At 39.8% G+C, this 22,924-nt stretch carries 20 protein-coding genes and 1 pseudogene; 5 read left to right on the forward strand and 16 right to left on the reverse strand.

The genetic code is table 11. The features are described from left to right. Nucleotides 1–6: 6 nt before the first annotated feature. The 9 genes and pseudogenes from IAE16_RS05385 to IAE16_RS05425 all read right to left on the reverse strand — a co-directional run bounded on the left by IAE16_RS05385 (nt 7) and on the right by IAE16_RS05425 (nt 10,702). A complete protein-coding gene (locus IAE16_RS05385) occupies nt 7–1,272 on the reverse strand; it encodes an ArnT family glycosyltransferase (protein ID WP_323699716.1) in 1,266 nt (421 codons plus the stop codon). Continuing rightward, nucleotides 1,242–1,745, reverse strand: coding sequence for a phosphatase PAP2 family protein (locus IAE16_RS05390; protein WP_323699718.1), 504 nt, complete (start codon nt 1,743–1,745; stop codon nt 1,242–1,244). Before IAE16_RS05390 ends, IAE16_RS05385 begins: the two co-directional genes overlap by 31 nt. Next, complete coding sequence (locus IAE16_RS05395) at nt 1,742–2,167, reverse strand: hypothetical protein (RefSeq protein ID WP_323699719.1); 426 nt, start codon at nt 2,165–2,167, stop codon at nt 1,742–1,744. The genes IAE16_RS05390 and IAE16_RS05395 overlap by 4 nt, the downstream gene beginning before the upstream one ends. An 82-nt stretch (nt 2,168–2,249) precedes the next feature. Next, on the reverse strand, nt 2,250–3,614 hold the full coding sequence (locus tag IAE16_RS05400; RefSeq protein WP_323699721.1) for a TatD family hydrolase: 1,365 nt from the start codon (nt 3,612–3,614) through the stop codon (nt 2,250–2,252). 46 nt (nt 3,615–3,660) lie between these two features. Continuing rightward, complete coding sequence (gene tkt, locus IAE16_RS05405; RefSeq protein WP_323701633.1) at nt 3,661–5,643, reverse strand: transketolase; 1,983 nt, start codon at nt 5,641–5,643, stop codon at nt 3,661–3,663. Continuing rightward, nucleotides 5,640–7,916 carry a 5-methyltetrahydropteroyltriglutamate--homocysteine S-methyltransferase gene (gene metE / locus IAE16_RS05410; RefSeq protein ID WP_323699722.1) on the reverse strand — a complete coding sequence of 759 codons (2,277 nt, stop codon included), beginning with the start codon at nt 7,914–7,916 and terminating at the stop codon, nt 5,640–5,642. The genes tkt and metE overlap by 4 nt, the downstream gene beginning before the upstream one ends. Before the next feature lie 12 nt (nt 7,917–7,928). Further along, nucleotides 7,929–8,936, reverse strand: a complete 1,008-nt coding sequence (locus IAE16_RS05415; protein WP_323699724.1) for an EAL domain-containing protein — start codon at nt 8,934–8,936, stop codon at nt 7,929–7,931. Between the two features lies 1 nt (nt 8,937). Then, nucleotides 8,938–9,660: pseudogene (locus IAE16_RS05420) on the reverse strand (GGDEF domain-containing protein). A gap of 46 nt (nt 9,661–9,706) precedes the next feature. Further along, nucleotides 9,707–10,702: an IS256 family transposase gene (locus IAE16_RS05425; RefSeq protein WP_323701634.1), complete on the reverse strand. Its 996-nt coding sequence runs from the start codon at nt 10,700–10,702 to the stop codon at nt 9,707–9,709. Between the two features lie 749 nt (nt 10,703–11,451). Between IAE16_RS05425 and IAE16_RS05430 the strand changes: the two genes are divergently transcribed. Genes IAE16_RS05430 through IAE16_RS05450 form a run of 5 tightly spaced genes read left to right on the forward strand, consistent with a single transcriptional unit; the run spans nt 11,452 to nt 16,251 of the window. Further along, on the forward strand, nt 11,452–11,823 hold the full coding sequence (locus IAE16_RS05430; protein ID WP_323699725.1) for an urease subunit beta: 372 nt from the start codon (nt 11,452–11,454) through the stop codon (nt 11,821–11,823). Between the two features lie 5 nt (nt 11,824–11,828). Next, nucleotides 11,829–13,532, forward strand: a complete 1,704-nt coding sequence (gene ureC / locus IAE16_RS05435) for an urease subunit alpha (RefSeq protein WP_323699726.1) — start codon at nt 11,829–11,831, stop codon at nt 13,530–13,532. A 10-nt stretch (nt 13,533–13,542) separates the two neighbouring features. After that, nucleotides 13,543–13,989 (forward strand): urease accessory protein UreE, encoded by a 447-nt coding sequence (locus IAE16_RS05440; RefSeq protein ID WP_323699727.1) that lies wholly within the window; start codon nt 13,543–13,545, stop codon nt 13,987–13,989. Further along, entirely contained in the window at nt 13,982–14,638 is a 657-nt protein-coding gene (locus IAE16_RS05445; protein ID WP_323699729.1) for an urease accessory protein UreF, read from the forward strand. The genes IAE16_RS05440 and IAE16_RS05445 overlap by 8 nt, the downstream gene beginning before the upstream one ends. A gap of 53 nt (nt 14,639–14,691) precedes the next feature. Then, nucleotides 14,692–16,251: a sigma-54 interaction domain-containing protein gene (locus IAE16_RS05450; RefSeq protein WP_323699731.1), complete on the forward strand. Its 1,560-nt coding sequence runs from the start codon at nt 14,692–14,694 to the stop codon at nt 16,249–16,251. On the opposite strand, the gene IAE16_RS05455 is transcribed toward IAE16_RS05450, so the two are convergent. The 7 genes from IAE16_RS05455 to IAE16_RS05485 form a co-directional block, all read right to left on the reverse strand. Then, on the reverse strand, nt 16,246–17,049 hold the full coding sequence (locus IAE16_RS05455; protein WP_323699732.1) for an urease accessory protein UreD: 804 nt from the start codon (nt 17,047–17,049) through the stop codon (nt 16,246–16,248). The genes IAE16_RS05450 and IAE16_RS05455 overlap by 6 nt on opposite strands. Beyond that, on the reverse strand, nt 17,046–17,651 hold the full coding sequence (ureG, locus tag IAE16_RS05460) for an urease accessory protein UreG (RefSeq protein WP_323699733.1): 606 nt from the start codon (nt 17,649–17,651) through the stop codon (nt 17,046–17,048). Before ureG ends, IAE16_RS05455 begins: the two co-directional genes overlap by 4 nt. A gap of 22 nt (nt 17,652–17,673) precedes the next feature. After that, nucleotides 17,674–18,732 carry an outer membrane beta-barrel protein gene (locus tag IAE16_RS05465; protein ID WP_323699734.1) on the reverse strand — a complete coding sequence of 353 codons (1,059 nt, stop codon included), beginning with the start codon at nt 18,730–18,732 and terminating at the stop codon, nt 17,674–17,676. Nucleotides 18,733–18,953: 221 nt separating this feature from the next. Continuing rightward, nucleotides 18,954–19,784, reverse strand: coding sequence for an ABC transporter ATP-binding protein (locus IAE16_RS05470; RefSeq protein ID WP_323699735.1), 831 nt, complete (start codon nt 19,782–19,784; stop codon nt 18,954–18,956). A 3-nt stretch (nt 19,785–19,787) separates the two neighbouring features. Beyond that, a complete protein-coding gene (locus IAE16_RS05475) occupies nt 19,788–20,480 on the reverse strand; it encodes an ABC transporter permease (protein WP_323699736.1) in 693 nt (230 codons plus the stop codon). Nucleotides 20,481–20,541: 61 nt separating this feature from the next. Continuing rightward, nucleotides 20,542–21,531, reverse strand: coding sequence for an ABC transporter substrate-binding protein (locus IAE16_RS05480; RefSeq protein WP_323699737.1), 990 nt, complete (start codon nt 21,529–21,531; stop codon nt 20,542–20,544). A gap of 2 nt (nt 21,532–21,533) precedes the next feature. After that, a complete protein-coding gene (locus IAE16_RS05485; protein WP_323699739.1) occupies nt 21,534–22,628 on the reverse strand; it encodes an agmatinase family protein in 1,095 nt (364 codons plus the stop codon). Between the last annotated feature and the right edge of the window lie 296 nt (nt 22,629–22,924).

Raw genomic sequence — 22,924 nt, forward strand, 5'->3', positions numbered from 1 at the left:
GGTAGTCTATTTTAGCCCATTTTCACAGTCAAGCAATACATAGAGACCGTCAAACTCTCTACCTTTGACTAAGGGTTTGCAGTTTTCAAAGTCTTTGCTGTATTTATCCTTTGTTATGACAAGTCCCTCCGCCTTATGAGACTCTTCAAGTTTCTTTATGCACCTGCCTGAATAGAAAACAAGGGCAGAGTCTTCCGCCCTATAGAAGTAAACATCTCCCTTATAGGCTTTTACTACAGGGTAGGCTTTTGGTGTGAACCTTTCCTTCTCATATAGATGCAAGCCAAGGGTAAGCAAGAGTATTGAGACAGTGGAAAGTCCCAGAACCACCTTTAGATACCGCTCACTTACCAAATAAGACAGCATTATGGCTATGGGTGGGTAGGAAAAGAGTATGTAGTGATGTAGTTTGTTTTTTGCAAGGCTAAAGAAAAGGATAACGAAGAAAGCCCAGAGCAAGAGAGGGAGCCATTCTCTTTTGAAATGCCTTATTAGCTTTGGATACAGAGGCATATACCAGAGGGTAGCCACCAAAAGGACAAGAAGGTAGTAATAAAAGGGTGCAGGATGTGTAGACCTTTGTCCTGTATATCGCATTATGTTTTCGTAGATAAAGAACCTGTAAAAGTATTCGTAGCCATGTTGAAAAAGCATAAGGGCATACCACGAAAAACCTACAAGAATAAAAAGCAAAAGACCAGTGGGTTTTATAAAGTCAAGCCTTCTCTTCCAAAGAAGATACGCACCCACAGAAAGCACCACACCCACAGGACCCTTTGTAAGAAAGGCAAAAGCTAAGGCAAGCCAGCCAAGGGTAAACCTCTCCTTCAAAAAAGCATAAAGACCAAGTAGGGCAAAGAAGGTGTTTAGCATCTCCGGAACAACAGCCCTCGACTCAAGCCAAAGGTGAGGAAAGGTAATAAGGACAAATGCGGACTTTATGGCTATGTCCTTTGAGAAAAAGTCTCTGGCTATAAGGTAAGTAATCAGGGTTAAACCCACTGCGGAAAGTCCAGAGATAAGCCTTGCGGAGAACTCATTAAGTCCAAAAAGGTAGGAGCTAAGGGATATGAGCCAGTAGAGCATGGGTGGTTTTTCAAACCTCCACTCACAGTTATAAACTGGAGAGACAAAGTCTTTGCTCCTAAGCATATTCTGGACTGCGTCCATGTTCCTGCCTTCGTCAATGGAGGTAAAGGACAAAACCCAACTGCCAAAGAGGGAAAAGAAAAGAGAAAGGATTAAAACCCAACGCAGACTAAAAGGAAACATAGCACACCTATAGCCCAGCCAACAACCACATCCAAGGGAAAATGAGCACCCATATAGACCCTACCATAGCCTATAAGCATAGGATAGGCTAACAACACAGGCTTAAGAAGGTGAGGAGAGCCCTTTAAAAGACACAAGGCTATAGTCATAGACATGGCTGAGTCTCCAGAAGGGAAGGACTTTAGCCTAAGCCCTTCAAGAAGGTAGACCTTTTCAAGAACCGCAGAAGGTCTTTTTGCCCTAACTGTATACTTAAGAGCTTTTACCACAAGAGCCTGCAATAGCATGGCAAGAAGGTATTTCACAAAGCGGGGGTCATGCAGGACAAAAAGCACAATCCCCACAAAAGCCCCAAACCAACCCTTTCCAAGAAGGTAAAAGTGCCTGTAAAAAACGTCAAGAAGGGGATGCCTATTGTGGTTTATAAGGAAAAAGAGTTTGTGGTTAAGAGTAAAGTTTTCTACGTTTATCATGCATACCTGTATACTATTTTACCCCTTTGGACCTCCTCTGGAACGAGAACCGCCTTTTGTTCGCTCATAAAGGAAACAAAGCCTTCTATAAGTCCAGCAAAGAAGTAGACCACTGGTGAGTTTATAAGGTCTTCGCCCACTATGGCATCGGTAAAGATATCCTCTTCTGCTATAACCTTTCCATCCTCCATCCTTATGGATTTGGAAAAGCCAAGGTCTTCAAGGATTATGCAGGCTCTTCTGAGAGCTTCTTCTTTGGGCAGTGTCTCGGGGAAATGCCCTATTAGACTTTCTAAGAGTTTAGGTCCTGCCTGCTTGCCCGCATCGCGCATAACCGCCTTAGCACCTTTTTCTCCTATGAGGTTTTTTACACCCTCTGCCATGTTAACTATAGCCAGCAGGAGAATATCCGCATCAATCATACTGACCCTCCTTTCCCTAATTTTAGCATGTTCCTTGTGGTTTTAGGTTATCAGATGTGCTTATAGAATCTATAAGCCCTGCTTAACCCACGGACTCGTATATCCTGCCTCTGAACCTCGCTCCAAAAGAGCGTGCAAGCTCTTCGGTTTTTTTCATATCCACGCCCTCGTAGTCCACGGCGGTGGCAACCACCTCAAAGCCTTCCTTGACAGCTTCTTTTATAAACTCCACAACCTTTTCAAAGGCATCTCCTTGTGCGGGTCTGCAGACTTTGTTATAGGTTTCCTTGTCCTGTGCGTTAAGGCTCACCGACCACACATCCACAAGACCCTTTAATTCTCTTAACTTTTCCTTTGGAAGGAAGGTAAACATGAGCCCGTTGGTATCCACACGCACCTTACCACCCTTCTCCTTTACCCACTTGGCTATTTCCTTGAGAGCGGAAAACCTCAGAGTAGGCTCGCCGTATCCACAGAAGACTATCTCTTCGTATTTTGTAGGGTCTCCTATTTCCCTTATCACCTCTTCCACAGAGGGGTCTCTGGATACCCAAACCCAATAGCCCTTTACCATAAAGTTTCTCTCCCTTTCTCTTTGACAAAACTCACAATGGAGATTGCACTTGTTGGTAAGGTTTATGTATAGCTTGTTGTTTATTACATAGGTTATGGTCTCCTTATGACCGTTGGTGGAAAGGTTAAAGAGAAGTTTGGCGTTTTCTGAGGTCATCCTCTCTATGTCTTCAAAGGAGCTGTTGGGGATAAGTTGTGCCATAACCTCTGCGGTGTAGCGTATGTAGGGTGGCTTGTTGGGTTTGCCTCGCACAGGCTGAGGTGCCAAGAAGGGTGCATCCGTTTCAATAAGCAGTCTGTAGGTAGGTGTCCTCTTTACCACTTCTCTGAGGTTTTGAGCGTTGGGGTAGGTAATTATGCCAGAGTAGGATATATAAAAGCCTAAGTCAAGACAGGCTTTCATAAACTCGTAAGAACCCGTAAAACAGTGCATTACGCCACCCACTTCGTATGCCTTCTCCTCTTTCAAAATCCTTATGGTTTCCTCTTCCGCCTCCCTTGAGTGCACCACAATGGGAAGTCCAAGCTCCTTAGCTATGGCTATCTGTTTTCTAAAGCCCTCTTCTTGTTTTTTTCTATCAGAGTAGTCCTTATAAAAATCCAGACCCATCTCTCCGAGAGCTTTCACCTTTGGATATCTTTGTGCGGTCTCCTTTAGCCACAGTAGGTCTTCCTCCTTTACCTTGTCCGCCTCATGGGGATGAAATCCTACCGCACAAAAGACATGAGGGTTTTCCTCAGAGAGCCTTATGGCGTTTTTTATGGTTTTCTTATCGTATCCTACCGTTATAAGATACTCCAATCCCTTGTCCTGGAGGGTTTCCTCCAAGTCTTCCTTCTTCAAAAGGTCAAGGTGGCAGTGCGTGTCTATCATGGTGATAAAAAGATATCTTCCAAAGGCTTTCTTTCAATGCGACTTATCATAGGCTAAAGTGTTCCCTTATCCTTTTCACTATCTTTTCTGGACTAAAGCCAAAGTGTTCCATAAGCACATCGCCCGGTGCGGACTTGCCAAAGGTGTCAAGCCCTATAACGAGACCTTCAGGTCCCACATACTTGTGCCAGCATAGGCTTCTTCCAGCTTCTACCGCCACCCTTTTTCTTACCTCTGGGGGTAATATTGACCTTTTGTATTCTTCCTCTTGACTTTCAAAGACCTCAAAGCTCGCCATGTTAACCACTCTTACCTTTAGACCTTCCTGAGAGAGTATTTCACCAGTCCTTAGCGTTGGGTGGACTTCTGAACCACTCGCTATTAAGATTAGCTCTGGCATACCCTCACAGTCAAGGAGTGTGTAAGCACCTTTTGTGATGTTTTGTGCTGGTGGATACTTAGACCTGTCTATTAGGGGTAGCTTTTGTCTTGTGAGTATGAGTGCGGTTGGTCCCTCTTTTCTTTGGATTGCCATGTCCCATGCTACTGCAGTCTCATTGGCATCCGCAGGTCTTATAACCCAAAGATTAGGAATGAGCCTCAGAGAAGAGAGCTGTTCCACGGGTTGATGGGTTGGACCATCCTCTCCAAGCCCTATGGAATCATGGGTAAAGACATAAATTACCTGCAAACCGGACATACTGGCGAGCCTAATGGAGGGTCTCATGTAGTCAGAAAAGACAAGAAAAGTCCCACCATAAGGCAGGATGCCACCATGGTATGCCATACCGTTAAGTATGGCACCCATTCCATGCTCTCTTACGCCAAAGTGCAGGTTTCTTCCAGTAGGGTTCTCCGCAGAAAAGGCTCCCATGCCATGCAAGTAGGTGTTGTTAGACTCAGATAGGTCCGCAGAGCCACCAAAGAGGGTGGGTATATGCACCGCTATGGCATTTAAAACCTTACCGCTTGCTTGACGGGTTGCCATAGCCTCTGTGAAAACTGGGATATGCTTTCTGTATTCCTCTCCCCAGTCCCTTTTGAAAACCCTAAGGAGTTCTTGTGCCAGCTCTGGATAGCTCTTAGCGTATGCATTAAAGAGCCTGTTCCACTCTTCCTCAAGCTCTTTGCCCCTTTTTATTTTCTCCTCTCTATAGCTTAAGGCTTCCTCTGGCACATAAAAGTCCTCTTCCACCCACTTGAGGTTTCTCTTCGTCTCAAGTGCCTTTTCCCTTCCCAAGGGTGCACCGTGCACGCTGGCATCGTCCTGCTTTGGAGAGCCATAACCAAGATGCGTTCTGACTGAGATAAAGGAAGGTTTCTCCTTTTGAGAAAGGGCATTCCTTATAGCCCTCTCAAGCTCCTCAAGGTTGTAGCCATCCTCTATGTGCTGGACATACCAGCCAAAACCCTCAAACCTCTTGCACACATCCTCAGACCAAGCAAGGGATGTGGGTCCATCTATGGAAACCTTATTGTTGTCCCAGATTACTATGAGCTTGTGGAGTTTCCAGTGTCCTGCAAGCTCTCCCACTTCGCAGGATATACCCTCCATAAGGTCTCCGTCGCTTACCAGTGCAAAGGTATAGTGGTCTATTATAGGAAAGCCCTCTCTGTTAAAGTAGGAGGCAAGATACTTTTCTGCAAGTGCCATACCTACCGCATTGCCTATACCTTGACCAAGTGGTCCAGTGGTAGCCTCCACGCCGGGAGTGAGAAAGTTCTCGGGATGTCCTGGAGTTCTACTGCCCAACTGTCTAAAAGCCTTTAGGTCTTCCAGCGTAAGGTCATATCCCATCACAAACAAGAGAGAATAAAGCATGGCACTGGCATGACCTGCAGATAGAACAAACCTGTCTCTGTTTATCCAGTTTGGGTTTTTGGGATTAAAGCGTAGAAAACGGTCAAAGATAAGATAAGCTATGTGGCTTGCACCAAGGGGCATGCCAGGATGTCCCGACTTTGCCCTTTCTACTTGGTCTACACTTAGAAACCTTATAGTGTTTATAAGAATCTCATCCCTACTCATGCCTGAACCAGCTCTTTTCTGAGCTCCTGTGCGGTCTCTACCATGTTCTTCAAAGAGGGAACTACCTCTTCCCATCTTCTGGTCTTTAGACCACAGTCGGGGTTTACCCACAGTATCTCCACTGGCAGAACCTTCATAGACCTTTCCAAGACAGTTCTCATCTGCTCCTTTGTAGGAATGGCAGGAGAGTGTATGTCATAAACGCCTATGCCTATGTGCCTGTCCCAACCTTTGAAGTTTTCAAAGGCGGAGATTATCTCGCCCTTACTCCGTGAAGCCTCTATGGAGATTACATCAAAGTCCATCTGATAGATATAATCCAAAACCTCGTTAAATTCGCTGTAGCACATGTGGGTGTGTATCTGAGTTTGTGGTTGAGCCTTGGAACACAGCCTAAAGGCTTTTACCGCCCAGTCAAAGTATTCCTGCCAGTCCTTTCTCTTGAGAGGTGCACCTTCCCTAAAGGCAGGCTCGTCTATCTGAATTATCTTTATGCCAGCCCTTTCAAGGTCTTTTACCTCCTCAAGCAGTGCCAGAGCTATCTGATAGGCTATTTCTCTCTTGCTTATGTCTTCTCTGTAGAAGCTCCAGTTTAGTATGGTTACAGGACCTGTGAGCATGCCCTTTACAGGCTTTTCCGTGAGAGACTGTGCGTAGCTAATCTCCTCTACCGTCATAGGCTCCGGTCTGTAAACATCGCCATATATTATGGGTGGTCTATAAACCCTTGAGCCGTAAGAGAGCACCCATCCGTGCTTTGTGACCGCAATACCCTCTAACTTCTGAGCGAAGAACTCCACCATATCCGTCCTTTCAAACTCACCATGCACCAAAACATCAAGCCCTATCTCCTCTTGAACCCTTATTGCGTGTTCTATCTGTTTCCTTATAAAGTCCTTGTATTCCTCTTCTGTTATTTTCCCAGAGGTGTATGCGGTCCTTGTTTTCCTTACTTCCTCTGTCTGTGGGAAAGAGCCAATGGTAGTGGTGGGAAGAAGAGGAAGTTTCAAAAGGTCTTGCTGTAGCCTTATCCTTTCCGCATAGGGCACATCCCTTTCAAAGTCCGAGGCGGTAAGGGATGCGACCCTTCTTCTTACTTCCTCTCTTACACCAAAAGCCTGCGTAGAGAGTTTTTCTGAGTGTTCCACTTCTCTTATCGCATCTTGGTCTCCTTGCAGAGCCTTCTTTATGGTGTGGAGCTCTCTTAGCTTTTCCTTTGCAAAGGAGAGCCTTTCCTTTAGACCCTCCTGCAGGCTATCCTCTGGCTCTACGCTCACAGGCAGATGGAAAAGGGGACAAGAGTTGGAAATAATTAGTTCTTTGCTAAGTTTGGCAAGCTCTTCCACAAGGTTTAGCTTTTCTCTGAGGTTTGCCCTCCACACATTCCTGCCGTTTATTATGCCCGCTATAAGAGCCTTGTCCTCTGGAAAGCCTTCCTTTCTTAGGTTTTCAAGGTTTTCTCTGTTAGAGACCAGGTCAAAACCAAGAGCCTTGACAGGAAGCTCCACAAACCTCTTGTAGTTAGAAACGCTGTCATAGTAGGTTATCACATAAACGCTTGCATGCTTGCTCAAGCAGGCATAGGTCTCATGCACCAAGTCCCACTCCCAATCTTGTATATCAAGACACAGAGCAGGGTCTTCCATTATCACCACCTGTGCACCCGCAGAACTTAGTGCCTTGAGCAACTCTTCGTAAGCTGGAAACACCGCATTGAGATATTCTTCAAAGTCCTTTTGACCTTCCAACTTTGAAAGCTCATAAAGAGGCAAATCTGACACAGAAGACCTTTTCAAGACCTTTGAGAGCTTAAGGAAAGTGTAGGGTGCTATTACCTTTGGAAGAGCCTCGTGTCCTTTGCCTTTTAGATAGGAGTATTCTTCAAGGGGTATGTTTTTGAAAAGCCTAAAGTCTTTGCCCTCAAGTTCTGGGACAAGGTAGTGATAGTTGGTATTGAAGTATTTTGTCATTTCAAGAGCCTGAGCACCCCGTGCCATCTGGAAGTAGGTCTCAAGACCCTTGTATTCTCCAAACCTTCTGGGAATTGCACCAAGGGTTATGGACATATCCAACATAAAGTCGTAATAGGAGATGTCTCCAGAGGGGAAGAGGTCTACACACTGCTTGTAGAGCCCAGCGATCCAATCTTTCAAAGAGTTCATGCCATCTATGAAATCCTGCTCTGATATTTTGCCCTTCCAAAAGTTTTCAAGAAGGCTTTTAAACTCCCTTTTCTCTCCCAGCTTAGGGAAGCCATAAGCAAGGGTTTTCATGGTAAACACCTCCTACTTTAATAGGGACGAAATACTATTATATGCCAACTCCTCTATCTGTCTTATTTTGGGATAAGGCTCCGGCTTGGAAAATATAAAGCCTTGAATGAAGTCCACACCAAGCTCAAGGAAAAAGTCCAGCTCTTCCCTTTTTTCAACACCCTCTGCCAAAACCTTTATATCAGCCTCTTTACAAGCCTGAACAAGGGCTTTTACTATGGACTGCTTTAGTCTATCCTTATGCACATCTCTGACCAAGTTCATGTCTAACTTTGCAATATCAGGATTTATCTCCACAAGCTGATAAAGCCCAGCATACCCTGCACCCACATCATCGAGGGCAACACCAATACCTGCGGACTTCAAAAAAGACCTAATCATCTTAAGAGCCTTTATGTCCAGACCCTCATATTCGTCTATCTCTACCACAATAAGATTAGGGTCTATTTCCTTTATATGAAGCGTAGCCTCAAGCTCGCCCACATTTTCAAGGGGGTCCTTTAGAAATTTAGGATGGAAGTTCAGAAATAGTTTATAGTTTCCAAAAAAGCGAGCCTTAAACTCCAAGAGTGCCCTTTCTCTGCAGTAGTGGTCAGATATAAAGGCTACCCTATCGCTCATCTGGAAAAGTTTCCATACAGGTATCTTTGTTCTACAAAGTGCCTCAAAGCCAAAGACCTTTTTAGTTTTTGTAGATACAATGGCATGAAAGAAGGTTTGAGCTTCACCAAGTATTTTAGACAGGTCTGTAAAAACTTTAGTTTCCACAAAATCCTTAAAGCTAATGCTTCTGAAACCCAGATTAAGTAGAAGCTTTGGATCCCTTAGTTCTTCTGGTTTTGCGGAAGTTAGCTTGATTTCCTTCAATAAATGTTCTTCCGCATCGTATAGGACATCCATTATATCTTCCTCAGAACCATCTATAAGGAAAACTTCACCTATCTTTCTGTAGTTCAGGCTCTTGTTAGCAAGAAGTTTAACAAAGTCCTCAGAGTAGCTACCCGCGTATATAAGAAGCATTTTAGCTCTTTTTATTATACTTTATCTCATACATCCTTTTGTCCGCCAATCTAAGAAGCTCATCAAATTTTTTACCGTCATTTGGAAAGCAAGAAAAACCTATGGAGAAAGAGAGCTCAAAAGGCAAATCTCTATTTTTAGCTTCCATGTAATGTTCTATTCTAGTAACTATGACCAAAGCGTCCGCACAAGCTCTTACATTCGCAACTACAACGAACTCATCACCTCCATATCTGACTATCATGTCCTCCTCCCTAAAATTCTCCCTCAAAGCCTTTGCAAATTCCACTATGGCTTTATCGCCTGCGGAATGTCCTAAGGTGTCGTTTATCTATTTTAGGTTATCCATATCAAAGAAAAATACCACATAAGGCATCCCTAACATCTCGTATTTTTTTAGCTTTTCCCTTAGAACCTTTTCAAAATACAGCCTATTCTTGACGCCCGTGAGTGCATCAATGTATTCTCGTCCTTCTTGCCTTCTTTCCAAAACTACAAGGCGGTAGTTCATATAGAATATGAAAACCCACATGGTATATCCAAAAAAGCTCAAAATCTTGCCCGCAAAGACCGCTTGCCCTTGTATGAACCTACTAACAGAGATAAGCAAAAAGGCAACAGAATACATCAGAGAAAGCTTCCTAAATATCTGGTCACCTACCCCAAGCCCTACTAAAAAGAACAGAACCGCCAAACCTATAGTTAGATATATTTCATAAAACATGCTATATAGAGACCCCCCTCAAAATTTGTGTAAATTATACCACACCTCATAGCCTACCCTCAAAAAGAATTATCAGCTGGGCATATATCCTCTCCCAGTCCCTCAAAGGCTTCTTCCACTTCTCCTCTAAGTCCATAGCTACTCCATAACACACCTTCAACAACGCCTCATCCGTCGGAAATATCCTCTTGCCATATATCACCTTCCTTATCTTGCTGTTTATACTCTCCACAAAGTTCGTCGTCGCTAACATCCTCCTTATCTCATAAGGATACTTGTAAAAGGTCAATATTTCCTCAAGGTCTCTTTCCCAGTCCTTCACTACCTGTGGATACTCTGCTTGGTATTCCCTCTTAAACCTCTCAAAGTTCTCCTTCGCTTGCGGTTGCGTGGAGGACATGTATATTGCCCTCAATGCACTGGCTACTCTCTTCCTGTCTTTATATTTGACCTTCTTTGGGCTGTTCCTTACCTTGTGAACAAGACACTTCTGATGGTCACTCATGGGATATACGCTCCTTACAGCTTCTTGTATACCCTTTAGCTCGTCGCTTACCACTACAAGTATGTCCTCTACTCCTCTTGCCTTGAGGTCATTGAAAACATTTACCCAAAAGCTGGCACTTTCCTGTCTTGCAAGCCAAAAGCCAAGTATCTCTTTGTAGCCATCTGTGTCTATGCCAGCTACCACATACAGGGCTTTCTTTACTACCTTGTCTGCTTCTTTGACTGTAGGGAACATGCAGTCTATGAATATGGCTACATACTTTTCTTTTAGTGGTCTTGATAGCCAGTCTTTGACTTCTGGCATTATTCTGTCAGTTAACCTTGATATGGTGCTTGCAGATAGTCTTGTGCCGTAGATGTCTTCAAGGATGTCTTGTATGTCTCTTGTAGATAAGCCTTTAGAGTATAGGAGGAAGAGTTTTTCTTGGAGTTCTTTAAGCAGGACTTTTTCGCCTTTTGGGACGAGAGTGGGCTCAAACTCAGATAGTCTATCTCTTGGTATAGAGACTTTGATTTGACCTGAGGGGGTATTGATGGTTTTTTCGTATGAGCTATTGTGGAGTTAGTGTTATGGGAGCGTTTGTGTTTTTCGTAGCCAAGGAATTCGTCCAATTCTGCCTGTAGCATTTTGCCAATGGTTTGAGCCATTAGGTCTTTGAGTAGCTCCTTGAAATCCTTGCGGTATTGTTTTACTTTCTCTTTACTTGGCTGTTTAATGTTAAGACTTCCTTACTTTATTTTTACACAATGGATGAAACAGTCCCTCTAAATATTTGGTAGGATTTAATAAAAGGGCTGATAAGTAGTTTTGCCAAAGTTAAGACTGGGGTGTTGGTAATGTAGGACAGGAGGAAGGGGGTGGCTATTTGAGGCAAGGGAATTTTTGGCTTTTTTTCCTCTTTTTGGCTTAGTGTAATATGTGTTATAGAAGGCTTGCATTTGAGAGAATATGTTGTGGTATAATTCCTATTGCATTTTTCCTCCCTTTAGAGAGTTAGGGTAGATGTTATATCTGCTCCTTTCCTAATGCTTTTTCATAAAAGGATGCTACGCCATTTGAATTTTGCACCCGAAGTATAATTTTACTTACTTCTTTGTTAAATAACTAATAGGTTAAATAACTAATAGAACATTGATGAAATTTAACTAATATGTTAAAAATTAATACTCCTGTTATTAGCTTGATATACTATAGCCATTTTATATTGTTGAACTTTATTTAGTAAATACTCATACTTCTATCTATTGGCATTTTTATTGCATAAAAAGAGGAAGGAGGATATTATGAGACCAGGAGAACTCATAGTGGAGCAAGGATACATTGATATAAACAATGGCAGAAAAACTCAGAAAGTATTGGTAAAAAATACTGGTGACAGGCCTATACAGGTTGGTTCTCATATGCACTTTTTTGAAGTAAACCAATTTTTAGAATTTGACAGAGAAAAGGCATATGGATACAGGCTAAATATTCCAGCTGGAACGGCTATACGATTCGAACCAGGTGAAACCAAAGAAGTTGAATTAGTAGAGATAGGTGGTTTTAGAAATGTATACGGCTTTAACCAATTGGTAATGGGCAATCTAGAAAGGGAAAAGAATACTGCAATTAGTAGAGCCGTAAGTTTAGGGTTTATTAAGAGAGATAGGAGGTAGAGCCTATGAAGATAGATAAGCTATCCTATGCAAGGATGTACGGACCAACCAGAGGTGATAGGATAAGATTGGCTGATACAAACCTTATAATAGAGGTTGAGCAAGATTTCAACATATACGGAGAAGAACTATCATTCGGCGGGGGTAAGGTGATAAGGGACGGTATGGGACAGGGTCCATATGGGGCTAAAGACGGCGCGCCAGATTTGTTAATAATAGGAGCAGTAATAATTGATTACTGGGGAATAGTTAAAGCAGACGTTGGTATAAAGGATGGAAAGATTGTTGCTATAGGAAAAGCTGGCAACCCAAATACTCAGAGCGGGGTCACGAATGGTCTATGGGTAGGAGCAAACACTGAAGTTATAGACGCAAGAGGTAAGATTCTCACCGCAGGAGGTATAGACTGCCATATACATTTCATTAGTCCACAGCAAGTGTGGGAGGCTTTGACTAGTGGTATTACCACAATGATAGGGGGTGGTACTGGACCTACGGAGGGAAGCAAAGCAACTACTTGCACACCAGGACCTTGGAATATAAGATTGATGCTTGAGTCCTTGGAAGAGTTTCCCATGAATTTTGGTCTCTTAGGCAAGGGGAATTGTGCACTACCTGAACCATTAATTGAACAAATAGAGGCTGGGGCTATGGGATTAAAAATACACGAAGATTGGGGCGCGTCGCCTGCTGTTATAGATTGTGCCTTGAATGTAGCGGAGGAATACGATATTCAAGTATCTATACATACAGACACTCTTAACGAGTGCGGTTTCGTTGAAAATACTTTAAAAGCTTTTAAAGGTAGAACTATACATGCCTATCATTCAGAGGGTGCTGGAGGTGGACATGCACCAGATATAATGAAGGTTGTATCTTATGAAAATGTTATACCCTCAAGTACAAACCCTACTATGCCTTATACTGTAAATACCTACGATGAACATTTTGACATGCTGATGGTGTGTCATCATTTATCACCCAACATACCTGAAGATGTAGCTTTTGCTGAATCGAGAATAAGACCTGAGACGATGGCAGCAGAGGATGTTCTTCATGATTTGGGTGCTATATCTATAATGTCAAGTGACTCACAAGCAATGGGCAGAGTGGGTGAGGTAATCCAGAGGACATGGCAAACCGCTCATAAAATGAAGGAAGAGAGGGGATATCTGCCAGAAGATTCTGAAAGAAATGATAACTACAGAGTAAAGCGCTATATATCAAAATACACTATAAATCCGGCAATATGCATGGGAATATCTTCATACGTAGGGTCTATAGAGGTTGGTAAAATAGCAGACCTAGTACTATGGGATCCTAAGTTCTTTGGCGTGAAACCCGAGCTTATAATAAAGGGTGGCATGATAGTAGCATCACTAATGGGAGATCCTAATGCTTCTATTCCGACACCACAACCTTTTTTTTACAGGGAAATGTTCGGAAGTTTTGGCAAAGCCAAAAAGTCTGTATCTTTTTTCTTTGTTTCTCAGGCTTCTCTTGAGAAGGGTAATCTGAATTATTTAGACAGGATTGCTTTACCCGTTAAAAATACAAGGTCAATAGGGAAAAAGGATATGATTCTTAACAACTTAACACCACAAATAACCATAGATCCAGACTCTTACAAAGTTTATTTAGACGGTAAAATAATTACGAGTAAGCCCGCAGAAAAACTACCACTTTCCCAGAGATATTTCTTGTTTTAGGAGGGTGTTCATGCGTATTGTTATTGAACGCGTTTTAGACGGAGTGGATTTGAATAATTACAGGATAATAGATATACCGATACCATATCATCAAAGACAAAAGTCAAGACAAAAACTAACTGTAAACGATATGGACATAATAATAACCTTAGAAAGGCACTACAAGCTAAAACCCTACAGTGTAATCTTTGTTAGTGAGGAAGATAGAACCGCATATCGTATAGTTCCTGCTGAAGAAGAAATTATAGAAGTTAAAGTAAGAGATAAGTCTGAAGCTCTAAAGGTAGGACACATTATTGGAAACATGCACATGCCAGTTGGCTTTGACTACGAAAGAGAATCTGTAATATTGCTGTATGACGAAAGTGTTGAGAATAAACTTAAGGAAAAAGGCTTTGAACCAATCAAAAAAATAGGTAGCTTTATAGAAATTTCAGAGGTAGAACATCATGGATGATACCCAAATAATTTACATTCTAACCCTCTTTGACTCACAACTACCTATTGGAAGCTTCGTATTCTCTTGGGGTATAGAAACATACGCAAGTGATGGGCTCACGGAAAAGGACATCAAAGAACTAATCTTATCATATGTGGAAGAGGGACAACTCTTGTTCGATTTATATACTTGCAAAATTTCATATATTAACGCTTCAATGCCTGACATTATCAGCTCTATAAATGATTTCTACACTGCATATAAATATATACCACCCGCCTGTGAATCTTCCTTGACTCTCGGAAGTAATCTGATAAGGGTAGCTCGTTCTATTTTCTCTTTAGATCTTCAGTGTTTGCCGGATGAAATCCACTTTCCTGTCGGACTCGGAATTGTCGGGAATATGTTAAATTTACCTCTTAGAGCACTTTTGCTAGCCTATGCACATAGTTCTGTAAAAGGAATTATAAATTCTGTTCTAAGATGTATACCTATATCATCCTTTAAATGTTGGTATATATTATTTAATATGAAAGCTTCTCTGGAAAAATGTGTTGAGAAGGCATTGCACATAGAAAAGCCTGAGGATATATATATAAATACTTTACTTTGGGATGCCTACATTCATAAGCAGCAATTTTTAGAGACGAGGTTATTTGAGGTATGATAAACAATGAAGAATAAGAATATTATGTTTTTGTTAGTTTTTAGGAGGTTTATATGGCTATGAGTTATAGTTGTCATAACTTTCTATACCGTGCCATGTCCCTTGTTGAAAATATAAGCAAAACTGCAAAACGAAAAGATAATTCTTTAGAATCTTTTCTAAAGATTTTTCTGATTAATGTATATGAATACATGGGTTTCGATAGAATTCACGTGTTTAGAAGAAAGCAAGATAACTCGTTTTATTCTATACTTTCAATAGTTGAAAATGAACTTGCTTATTTAAACATTTCAATAGATATTAGAAGATTTAAAGGTATAAAAAGTTTTAAGGGTGTTCAGATGCTATTTTACGAAGATGAATTGCTCAGCTACTTGAAATTAAAACAGTTAATAAAAGCATCACCTCAGGGAAAAGTTTTTCTCAAGTATTTGGAATTGGATGGTGAATACATAGTTATTTTTGAGTCCTATTCTATCTTTACGGAGATCCCTATTTATATGGATATTATGATTTTAGAAATCATGTTCAAGTTCTTAGAGGGTTTTGTAGATCTGCGTCAAAATTTTCAAACTGAAATAGACAAATATGAAGAAGAGAAAAATAATTTGATAGAGTTAGTAAATACACTATATGGAGATAAGTTTATTGCCAATAATGATCTATTAATAAACAAAGTTGCTAAGACAGATGTTAATGTTCTACTTGAAGGTGAAACAGGAACTGGAAAATCTTCCTTAGCTTATCATATTCACAATATTAGTCATAGGAAAGATAAACCCTTCGTTGTAATAGATTGTAGCACTATACCTAAAGAGCTTTTTGAGGTAGAACTTTTTGGTTATGAGAGGGGTGCCTTTACAGGAGCACAATCAAGGAAAAAGGGTAAATTGGAATTGGCTCAAGGTGGAACTGTATTCTTTGATGAAATTGGAGATATCCCACACGACTTTCAGTTAAAGTTACTAAGGTTGATTCAGGAGAAAACCTTTATGAAAGTTGGAGGCATAGAGGAAATACCTTTGGATGTAAGATTTATTTTTGCAACGAATAAAAATCTTGAAGATCTAGTAAGAAAAGGTGAATTCAGGGAGGATCTTTACTATAGAATCACTGTTTTTAAGCTTAGATTACCTCCGTTTAGAGATCGTTCTGTGAGTGAAAAGAAGTTTATAATAGATACTATTCTTAGTAAACTAGAAAGAAAATACAATAAAAGGATTAAAATTGCACCAGAAGTCTTAAAGGTATTTGAAAGGTATAATTGGCCTGGAAATATAAGAGAGTTAGAGAATGTACTAGAATATGCAGTTGTCATGTGCGATACAGATATGCTGTGTGTCAATCACTTACCTACATGGTTAGTTACCAAAGTAACCAATATAGAGATGGATTTTCATAGTCCTGAGAAAACTAAAGAACAGGGTTCTTATATAAGCACATATAAAGAATTGCAAAATTTTGAGATAGAATCAATAATACATGCTTTGATAAGCTCTAAATTCAATGTGACTAAAGCAGCTTCAATTCTAGGCTTGACAAGGAGACAACTGGAATACAGAATTGAAAAATATAAAATCTTTGACAAAATAAAGATGCGAAACGTCCTATAGAAATGCACTACTTAAATTTTCCCATGGAATCAACGGATCGTTTCTTATTTTTTTGAATTCATTTACCATATTACAAACTCTCCTAATTAATGGATATCCTTCTTGTGCAAATCCTCTAATAAATGTTAAACCAGACTGATTTTTGCCCCATATGATCATGCCCTTGTTAAATTCTTCCAGGCCTTTATCTTCAGTTGATAAATGGTAAGTCCATATACCAGAAGCTATATATCTATAACTTCCTATTGTAGCTAAGTTTCCTCTTTTGCTTTTATCCATTGAATAGTTTTCCCAAAAAACATGCTTATTTTGTTTTTTTATATGTAAAGTATTGGAAAACTTGCCGAATAAAAATTCTTCACCTCTTTCTATCCTTCCCACACTTAAAAATTCAAGATATCCAAACCTTGCTTCAGATGCTATGTTTACATCCACAGTTTGTCTAAACATGCTGTTAGGGAAGGGTATAATTAGACCTGAGTAGAACTCTAAAACAGAATTTGTTCCAAGGTTGACACTAATCTTATTTTCTCCGTAATTTCCATTAGTACTCTTTAGGATTTTTGTAGCACTTTGGTTTATTAATATTACCTTACATCCTTCATCAGCCTCAATTTTAATCTGAAATATGTCATCAGAAGATATGCCTGCTCCTAGGGAAATGACCTGGAGTATAAGCGTATCCTGTATATAGAAAGGCTTAACTACTCTGAGAGCTCCTGTATTGAAATTCCTATGCAACCTTGTTAGACCCTCTGATTTTCTAAACGCCAACTCTAATATATGCCTATACTTCATTCGAGGAATAGCACCTCTTTTTCAATCCACAAGACTATGGGGTCAACGCTTGAGTCATCCTTTAGGCTTACAAAGAAGAACGGTCTAGATCCTCTTTTCTCTTCTGCATACTTTTTCATGGTTTCTAGATTAACACCTACGTAAGGAGCTAAGTCTATTTTGTTAATAACCAAAAGATCGCTTTGGATTATACCAGGACCTCCTTTTTTAGGTATCTTTTCTCCTTCAGCCACATCTATAACGTAAATGACACTATCAACAAGGTCTGGACTAAAGGATGCAGCTAGATTATCTCCTCCTGATTCAACAAAAATTATATCAAGGTTTTTAAATCTATTCAAAAGCTTTTCTATAGCATCAATATTTACAGACGGATCTTCTCTTATAGCGGTGTGGGGGCATCCTCCTGTTCTTACACCCAGTATACGTTCTGGTTCTAAAACACCAGTATTAATAAGATATTCTGCATCCTCTGTTATATAGACATCATTTGTCACAACAGCTATTGAATACTTAGACTTCATCTTTTTACAAAGCTTCTCCACTAGGGTTGTTTTACCAGAGCCTACTGGTCCTCCTACGCCTATCCTTACGGGTTTCATATTAAATACCTCCTATATATTCTCAAAAGATAAAACCTGCCTCCAAAACAACTCTGGCTTGATTGTCTTTTCTACCGTTCTCATATACTTTGTCCTTTGTCTTAACATAAGAAAGCTCTCCTCTAACGAAGAGATTTGAATAGTTATATTTAGCTGTAAGAGTAGAGGTAATTGCACTATTGTTTGCGCCAATACCGTAGTAATCAAACTTCTTATCAGCCTTCACATACTCAATTCTTAAGCCGGAGGATATATTTTGTGTGAACTTGTGTTCTATAAACAAAGCTGTTCCAAAGCCAGTACCCGTTCCATTACCATTCGTACCTGTCGGTGAGTCAGGCACAGTTATTAAATCCGGATTTAAAGTAATGCTCGTGTTACCTATAGTGTAGTTTACTGCTAATGAATATAGTCTTATTGGGTAATCGTCATACTTATTGTTATATATAACTGTAAAGTTCACTAAAAGGTCGTCTAAGGGTTTTGATTGAAGTCCAAGCTCAAGAGCATATTTCCCATCTTTCGTGCTCCAGTCATTGGCACCAACCGATAGTTTTAACCTGTCATGAGCTGAATATGTAAGTCTGAAACCGTTAAAAAATGAATTGTATTCTGCCCACCAAACCAGACCTCTCTGGACATTCAAGTTTTTGTAAGTATATGGAGGCTCCCATCCATATATAGCTGGTATCTTACCTGCTATTAGATTGAAGTTTCCACTGTTTAATTCTATATATGCAGACTGGATATCAAAATCGCTATCGCTAATAAATGGTTCAAACTCAATGCCGACTGTTGGTACAGCTCTCTTTCCAAAATCCAAGGTAAAACCTACAGGATTGTTTATAGACGGAGCATAGGATATTTGTATATGTGCTGAGGAAAGGCTACTGACGGTTGTAATATCTGAATTGGATTTTCTATCAAATGTATGCATAAAAAAGCCGGAAACTGCACCGTTAATTCGTAAGTTCTTTAAATTTGATATTAACGGATAGGATTGTTCCTGAGCAAATGAAGTAGAGGTTATAGATAAAAAGCTCACTCCAGCAATAAAAAGTTTAATGTTATTACTCCTCATAGCTTACCTCCTTTGAAATTTTTTCATGCTACTACTTATGCAAACAAAGTGCCAATTCTTTAATAAACTATATTACTCGCATGGTTCAGGCTCTGGATAAAGTTTGAGTCCTTTTCTCTTTGATATCCATTAATATCCTGATTTAACAAAAATGTTAACAATACTCGAATAAGTTGCATAAAAATAAAAGTGTCCTTATAACATGTTCCCTATGTGGTTTGTCATTCTTGAACATAAGAAAGTGGGGATTCATCATCTTTGTCTAGTTTAATTAGTTTATCCTCATTAATAGAAAAGAGTTTATGAGCTATTATTTTTTTTGTATTTATGAATTCTTCTGAAAACATATATTCTAAGCTAATATCCTCTTGAAAGGATGATCTAGGTACTCTTATATCATCTATTACTTTACCAGGGGATCCACCTAAAACTATTATCCTATCACATAGGAAAGTTACTTCGTCTAAATTATGAGACACAACTATAAAAATTGTATCCCTGACTTCCAAGAAAATTCGTCTGAGGAGTGTCCAACTTGTTATAGCTGTAAACATATCAAGAGCACTAGAAGGCTCATCAAGGAGAAGTACCTTTGGAGATGTACTAAGGGCTCTACATAGAGCGACACGTTGTTTTAGTCCGCCAGAGAGCTCATGTGGATATGATTTTGATCTTTCTGCTATACCAAGAGTTTCCATGTAGTATAGAGTTCTTTCATAAAGTGAATAAAATTTAGAAGCACTTATATCAATGTTTCTTATGTAAAAAGTTACATTATCAATTACATTGAGCCATGGGAAAAGCCTATAGTCTTGGAAGAGATAACTTATATCATAAGTTGGGCTATCAATCTTCCTACCCTGTAATATAACTTCACCTTGTGTAGGCTTTTCGATGCCTGCTATTATTTTTAAAAGAGTTGATTTACCACTTCCGCTTTTCCCTATTATACCAACGAATTCTTTTTTATTAATCTCTATATTTATGTTTTCTAAAATACAGTTATCCTTATAATATTTGTAAAGGTTTTTCACTTCTAATGAAATTTCCATACACTACCTCCTTTGTAAGTATGGGAACATATAGAACTTTAGAATTCTAAAAACTCCATCACTTAGTATCCCGATAGTCCCAATTATTAGTATGTAAGCATATATTGTATCTATCTGTAAAAATCTTTGGCTTTTAACTAATCTGAAACCTAAACCTTCGTTTGCTGCAACTACTTCTCCTATTAAGAGATACGTCCATGCCCAACCTAAAGTTATCCTATATATATCCCATAAACCTGGTAATATTCCAGGAAATATTATACTTAGCAAAATCTTATGCCTATTCATGCCTATAGAGTATCCCACTTCCATATACTCAACAGGAAACCTTCTGATTTCGCTAGATACCATGGAAATTACTTGAACCACAGTTCCGAGAAATATCAAAAATATCTTTGAGGTTTCACCTATACCAAACCAAACAAGAGTCAGAGGAACGAAAGCTGGAACAGGCAGGTATCTAAAAAAATCGTTTATATAATCTATAGGTTTGAGGAGTGTATAGTAACCTACAAGAATACCTAATATCGTTCCAAGAACGATTGCGACTGCCCATCCTAAGGTTATCCTAATTACGCTTATCTTCAAGTCTGTCCAAAGAAACCCTTTAACAGCACTATCAAGTAGTGCCTCTAAAATTTTTAAGGTTGAAGGGAAAGCTATGCTTTCCGTATTGTAGGATACTATAGAGTACATCAACAGTAATCCACTTAGGTAAACGCTAAGCAGCAATACTTGCCTATACATATTGTGAAAACTACTTGTTACCCGCATTTTTAATAACATTTTTGACTATACTATCATCTATGATCTGGTTTATATCTACGCTTTTTGATGTAATTCCAAACCTGAGAAGATACTTATTTATCAGATTCCCGCTTTCATACAATGATACTTGTTCTGCTTTTTTATCGTTAGACATTGCCAATAAATTCTCCTCTGGGCCAAAAAACTTAATACCTTTCATCATATTCAAAACTTCATCTTTTTCTATGTTTAGTATATTTGCCATTATTGATGCTGCCTCTTCTGGATTATTTTTTATAAAATCCACAATTTTGAACCATACAGTTACGAGTTTTTGATACTCTTCTCTTCTTTTGTTTAGACTCTCTGCTCTTACAACTAATAAGTCTGGTATGAGCCCAGGGGTTTCACGAGAGGAAATTAAGACTTTACCTTTGTTAGAACTAACAACCTTAGTAACCCACGGTTCCCATAAAGCAGCTGCATCTACTCTTCCTTTAATCATAGCAACAGCTGCGTCTTGTGTATTCATATTTATAAGGTTAACATCTTTCTCACTCATTCCATTACTTTCAAGCACATACAGGAGAAAGAAGTGATCTACCGCACCTAATTCAACGGCAACTTTTTTACCCCTTAATGAGCTTACGTTATCTATACCTTCTCTAACTACTAAAGCATCATTACCCGCAGAGTTATCGTTAACTAAGATTATCCTTAAGTCGACTTCTTTGTCTATAAGGGGTAATGTATCACTCAGAGTTTGGGAATTGGCATCAAGCTGTCCTGTAGCGAGTGCATTGATAGAGTCGGTGTAGATATTGAACCATACCAACTCCACGTTTAAATTAACTTCTTTGAAGAACCCCTTTTCTTGACCTATATACCAGGCAACCCAGCCGGGCCAGTCGCTGACGCCCAGCTTGATAGGTTGCTGTTTTTCGGTTTTAGTGCATCCAAACATAAATATAAACAAAAGAGTAAACAGTATGAGATTCATAGTTAATCCCTCCCTAAGACTTTTTTCATGTCATAATTAGGTCTAATAGGCTTTCCTTCTTTCCAGCCAGCATGCCTTATTGCCAAACCACACATTACTTCAATTATCATCCTTGATGCGAAGAGGGAGGTGATACCTCCGTTGTAAGAACTTGTATCGCTTACGTCATACATGGGTGCAACCTCAAGAATGTCAAATCCGAAGTTCCTTACATCAAGATTTTTTGCAATTAGTCTTATACCAGCTATTGCTTCTCTGGCAGTTAGACCCCCAGGCTCTGGCTCTCCCGTACCGGGACATACACTAGGATCCATTGCATCAACGTCAAAGGTAAGCCATACAGCATCAGTGCCATCAAGTGCTCTCTCTAAGGCGACCATCGCTATCTTATGTATGCCCATCTCCCAGACGTCAAAGGAGGTAAACCAACACATCCCTACATCTCTCATCCATTCATAGGTTTTTTTGTCTGGCCAGAAACCTCTTGGACCTATAAGGGTGTAATTTTCTCCGTTCAAAATTCCTAAATCCCAAATCCTTCTTATGTGTGCACCATGGTCGTATTCAAAGCCACAAAGACCCTCATTAGCAGTATCCGCGTGACAGTCAAAATGAATCATACCTATCTTTTTATATCCACGCGCTTCTGCCCATCCTTTCACATTAGCATAGGTTACCGAGTGATCTCCGCCTATTATAAATGGGCATATTCCGAGCTTAGAAATATCGTGAACCTTCTTCTCAAAGCTTTTCAGAGTTGAGACTGTATCTCCAGGAATAACCGGTGCATCTCCCGAATCAACCACAAAAAATTCATCAAAAGGATCTATACCTACTTCTATGTTAAAGTGAGAATATGGGGGTGATGGTACAGTTGACGCAGCCCTTACAGCTCTCGGACCATACCTTGCTCCTGGTCTTATAGTAGTTGCCATATCCATTGGCTCTCCTATAATGGCTATGTCTGGCTTGAGATTTTCTAACTCCTCCAAAGAAGATACAAATGGGAGCTTTAGAAAGGTAGGTATGCCTGTGAATATAGGTTCGTTGACCTTCTCAAACCTATCGCCGTAAAAAAGTCTACCCTTTCCTGGCATTTTAACACCTCCTTTTAAGTTTGCTTTGATGCTGTGATGCAAAAAAAATGCCATAAAGAGCTTGTGTGTTTAAGAACATTCGGAAAATAATCTTTGGGGAAAAACCGTCTCTTAGGTCTGAGGTGTAATCTTTGTTTATTTTTAACAAAACGGTTCCATTATTTGTTTAAATTTAACAAACGGGCGGTTCCTGCATTTTCTATGGTAATAGAAGTTAGATTTTTACATTTTTGTTAACAGATTTTAAATATTGGCACTGAAAAAATCTTGAAAAGCAAAAGAAATCCCTACGCTCT

The sequence above is a fragment of the Hydrogenobacter sp. T-2 genome (assembly GCF_033971325.1).
In the GTDB taxonomy this organism is placed as follows: domain Bacteria; phylum Aquificota; class Aquificia; order Aquificales; family Aquificaceae; genus Pampinifervens; species Pampinifervens diazotrophicum.

Bases quoted from the DNA above. Each gene is read 5' to 3' on its own strand.
- ureG (WP_323699733.1), bottom strand. From the start codon at position 17,651: ATGAAACCCGTAAGGATAGGCGTAGGAGGACCAGTAGGCTCTGGTAAA.
- IAE16_RS05445 (WP_323699729.1), top strand. From the start codon at position 13,982: ATGGATGATACCCAAATAATTTACATTCTAACCCTCTTTGACTCACAA.
- IAE16_RS05440 (WP_323699727.1), top strand. From the start codon at position 13,543: ATGCGTATTGTTATTGAACGCGTTTTAGACGGAGTGGATTTGAATAAT.
- IAE16_RS05400 (WP_323699721.1), bottom strand. From the start codon at position 3,614: ATGATAGACACGCACTGCCACCTTGACCTTTTGAAGAAGGAAGACTTG.
- IAE16_RS05430 (WP_323699725.1), top strand. From the start codon at position 11,452: ATGAGACCAGGAGAACTCATAGTGGAGCAAGGATACATTGATATAAAC.
- IAE16_RS05470 (WP_323699735.1), bottom strand. From the start codon at position 19,784: ATGGAAATTTCATTAGAAGTGAAAAACCTTTACAAATATTATAAGGAT.
- IAE16_RS05395 (WP_323699719.1), bottom strand. From the start codon at position 2,167: ATGATTGATGCGGATATTCTCCTGCTGGCTATAGTTAACATGGCAGAG.
- IAE16_RS05480 (WP_323699737.1), bottom strand. From the start codon at position 21,531: ATGAATCTCATACTGTTTACTCTTTTGTTTATATTTATGTTTGGATGC.
- IAE16_RS05450 (WP_323699731.1), top strand. From the start codon at position 14,692: ATGGCTATGAGTTATAGTTGTCATAACTTTCTATACCGTGCCATGTCC.
- IAE16_RS05415 (WP_323699724.1), bottom strand. From the start codon at position 8,936: ATGCTTCTTATATACGCGGGTAGCTACTCTGAGGACTTTGTTAAACTT.
- IAE16_RS05465 (WP_323699734.1), bottom strand. From the start codon at position 18,732: ATGAGGAGTAATAACATTAAACTTTTTATTGCTGGAGTGAGCTTTTTA.
- ureC (WP_323699726.1), top strand. From the start codon at position 11,829: ATGAAGATAGATAAGCTATCCTATGCAAGGATGTACGGACCAACCAGA.
- IAE16_RS05385 (WP_323699716.1), bottom strand. From the start codon at position 1,272: ATGTTTCCTTTTAGTCTGCGTTGGGTTTTAATCCTTTCTCTTTTCTTT.
- tkt (WP_323701633.1), bottom strand. From the start codon at position 5,643: ATGAGTAGGGATGAGATTCTTATAAACACTATAAGGTTTCTAAGTGTA.
- IAE16_RS05390 (WP_323699718.1), bottom strand. From the start codon at position 1,745: ATGATAAACGTAGAAAACTTTACTCTTAACCACAAACTCTTTTTCCTT.
- IAE16_RS05485 (WP_323699739.1), bottom strand. From the start codon at position 22,628: ATGCCAGGAAAGGGTAGACTTTTTTACGGCGATAGGTTTGAGAAGGTC.
- IAE16_RS05455 (WP_323699732.1), bottom strand. From the start codon at position 17,049: ATGAAGTATAGGCATATATTAGAGTTGGCGTTTAGAAAATCAGAGGGT.
- metE (WP_323699722.1), bottom strand. From the start codon at position 7,916: ATGAAAACCCTTGCTTATGGCTTCCCTAAGCTGGGAGAGAAAAGGGAG.
- IAE16_RS05475 (WP_323699736.1), bottom strand. From the start codon at position 20,480: ATGTACTCTATAGTATCCTACAATACGGAAAGCATAGCTTTCCCTTCA.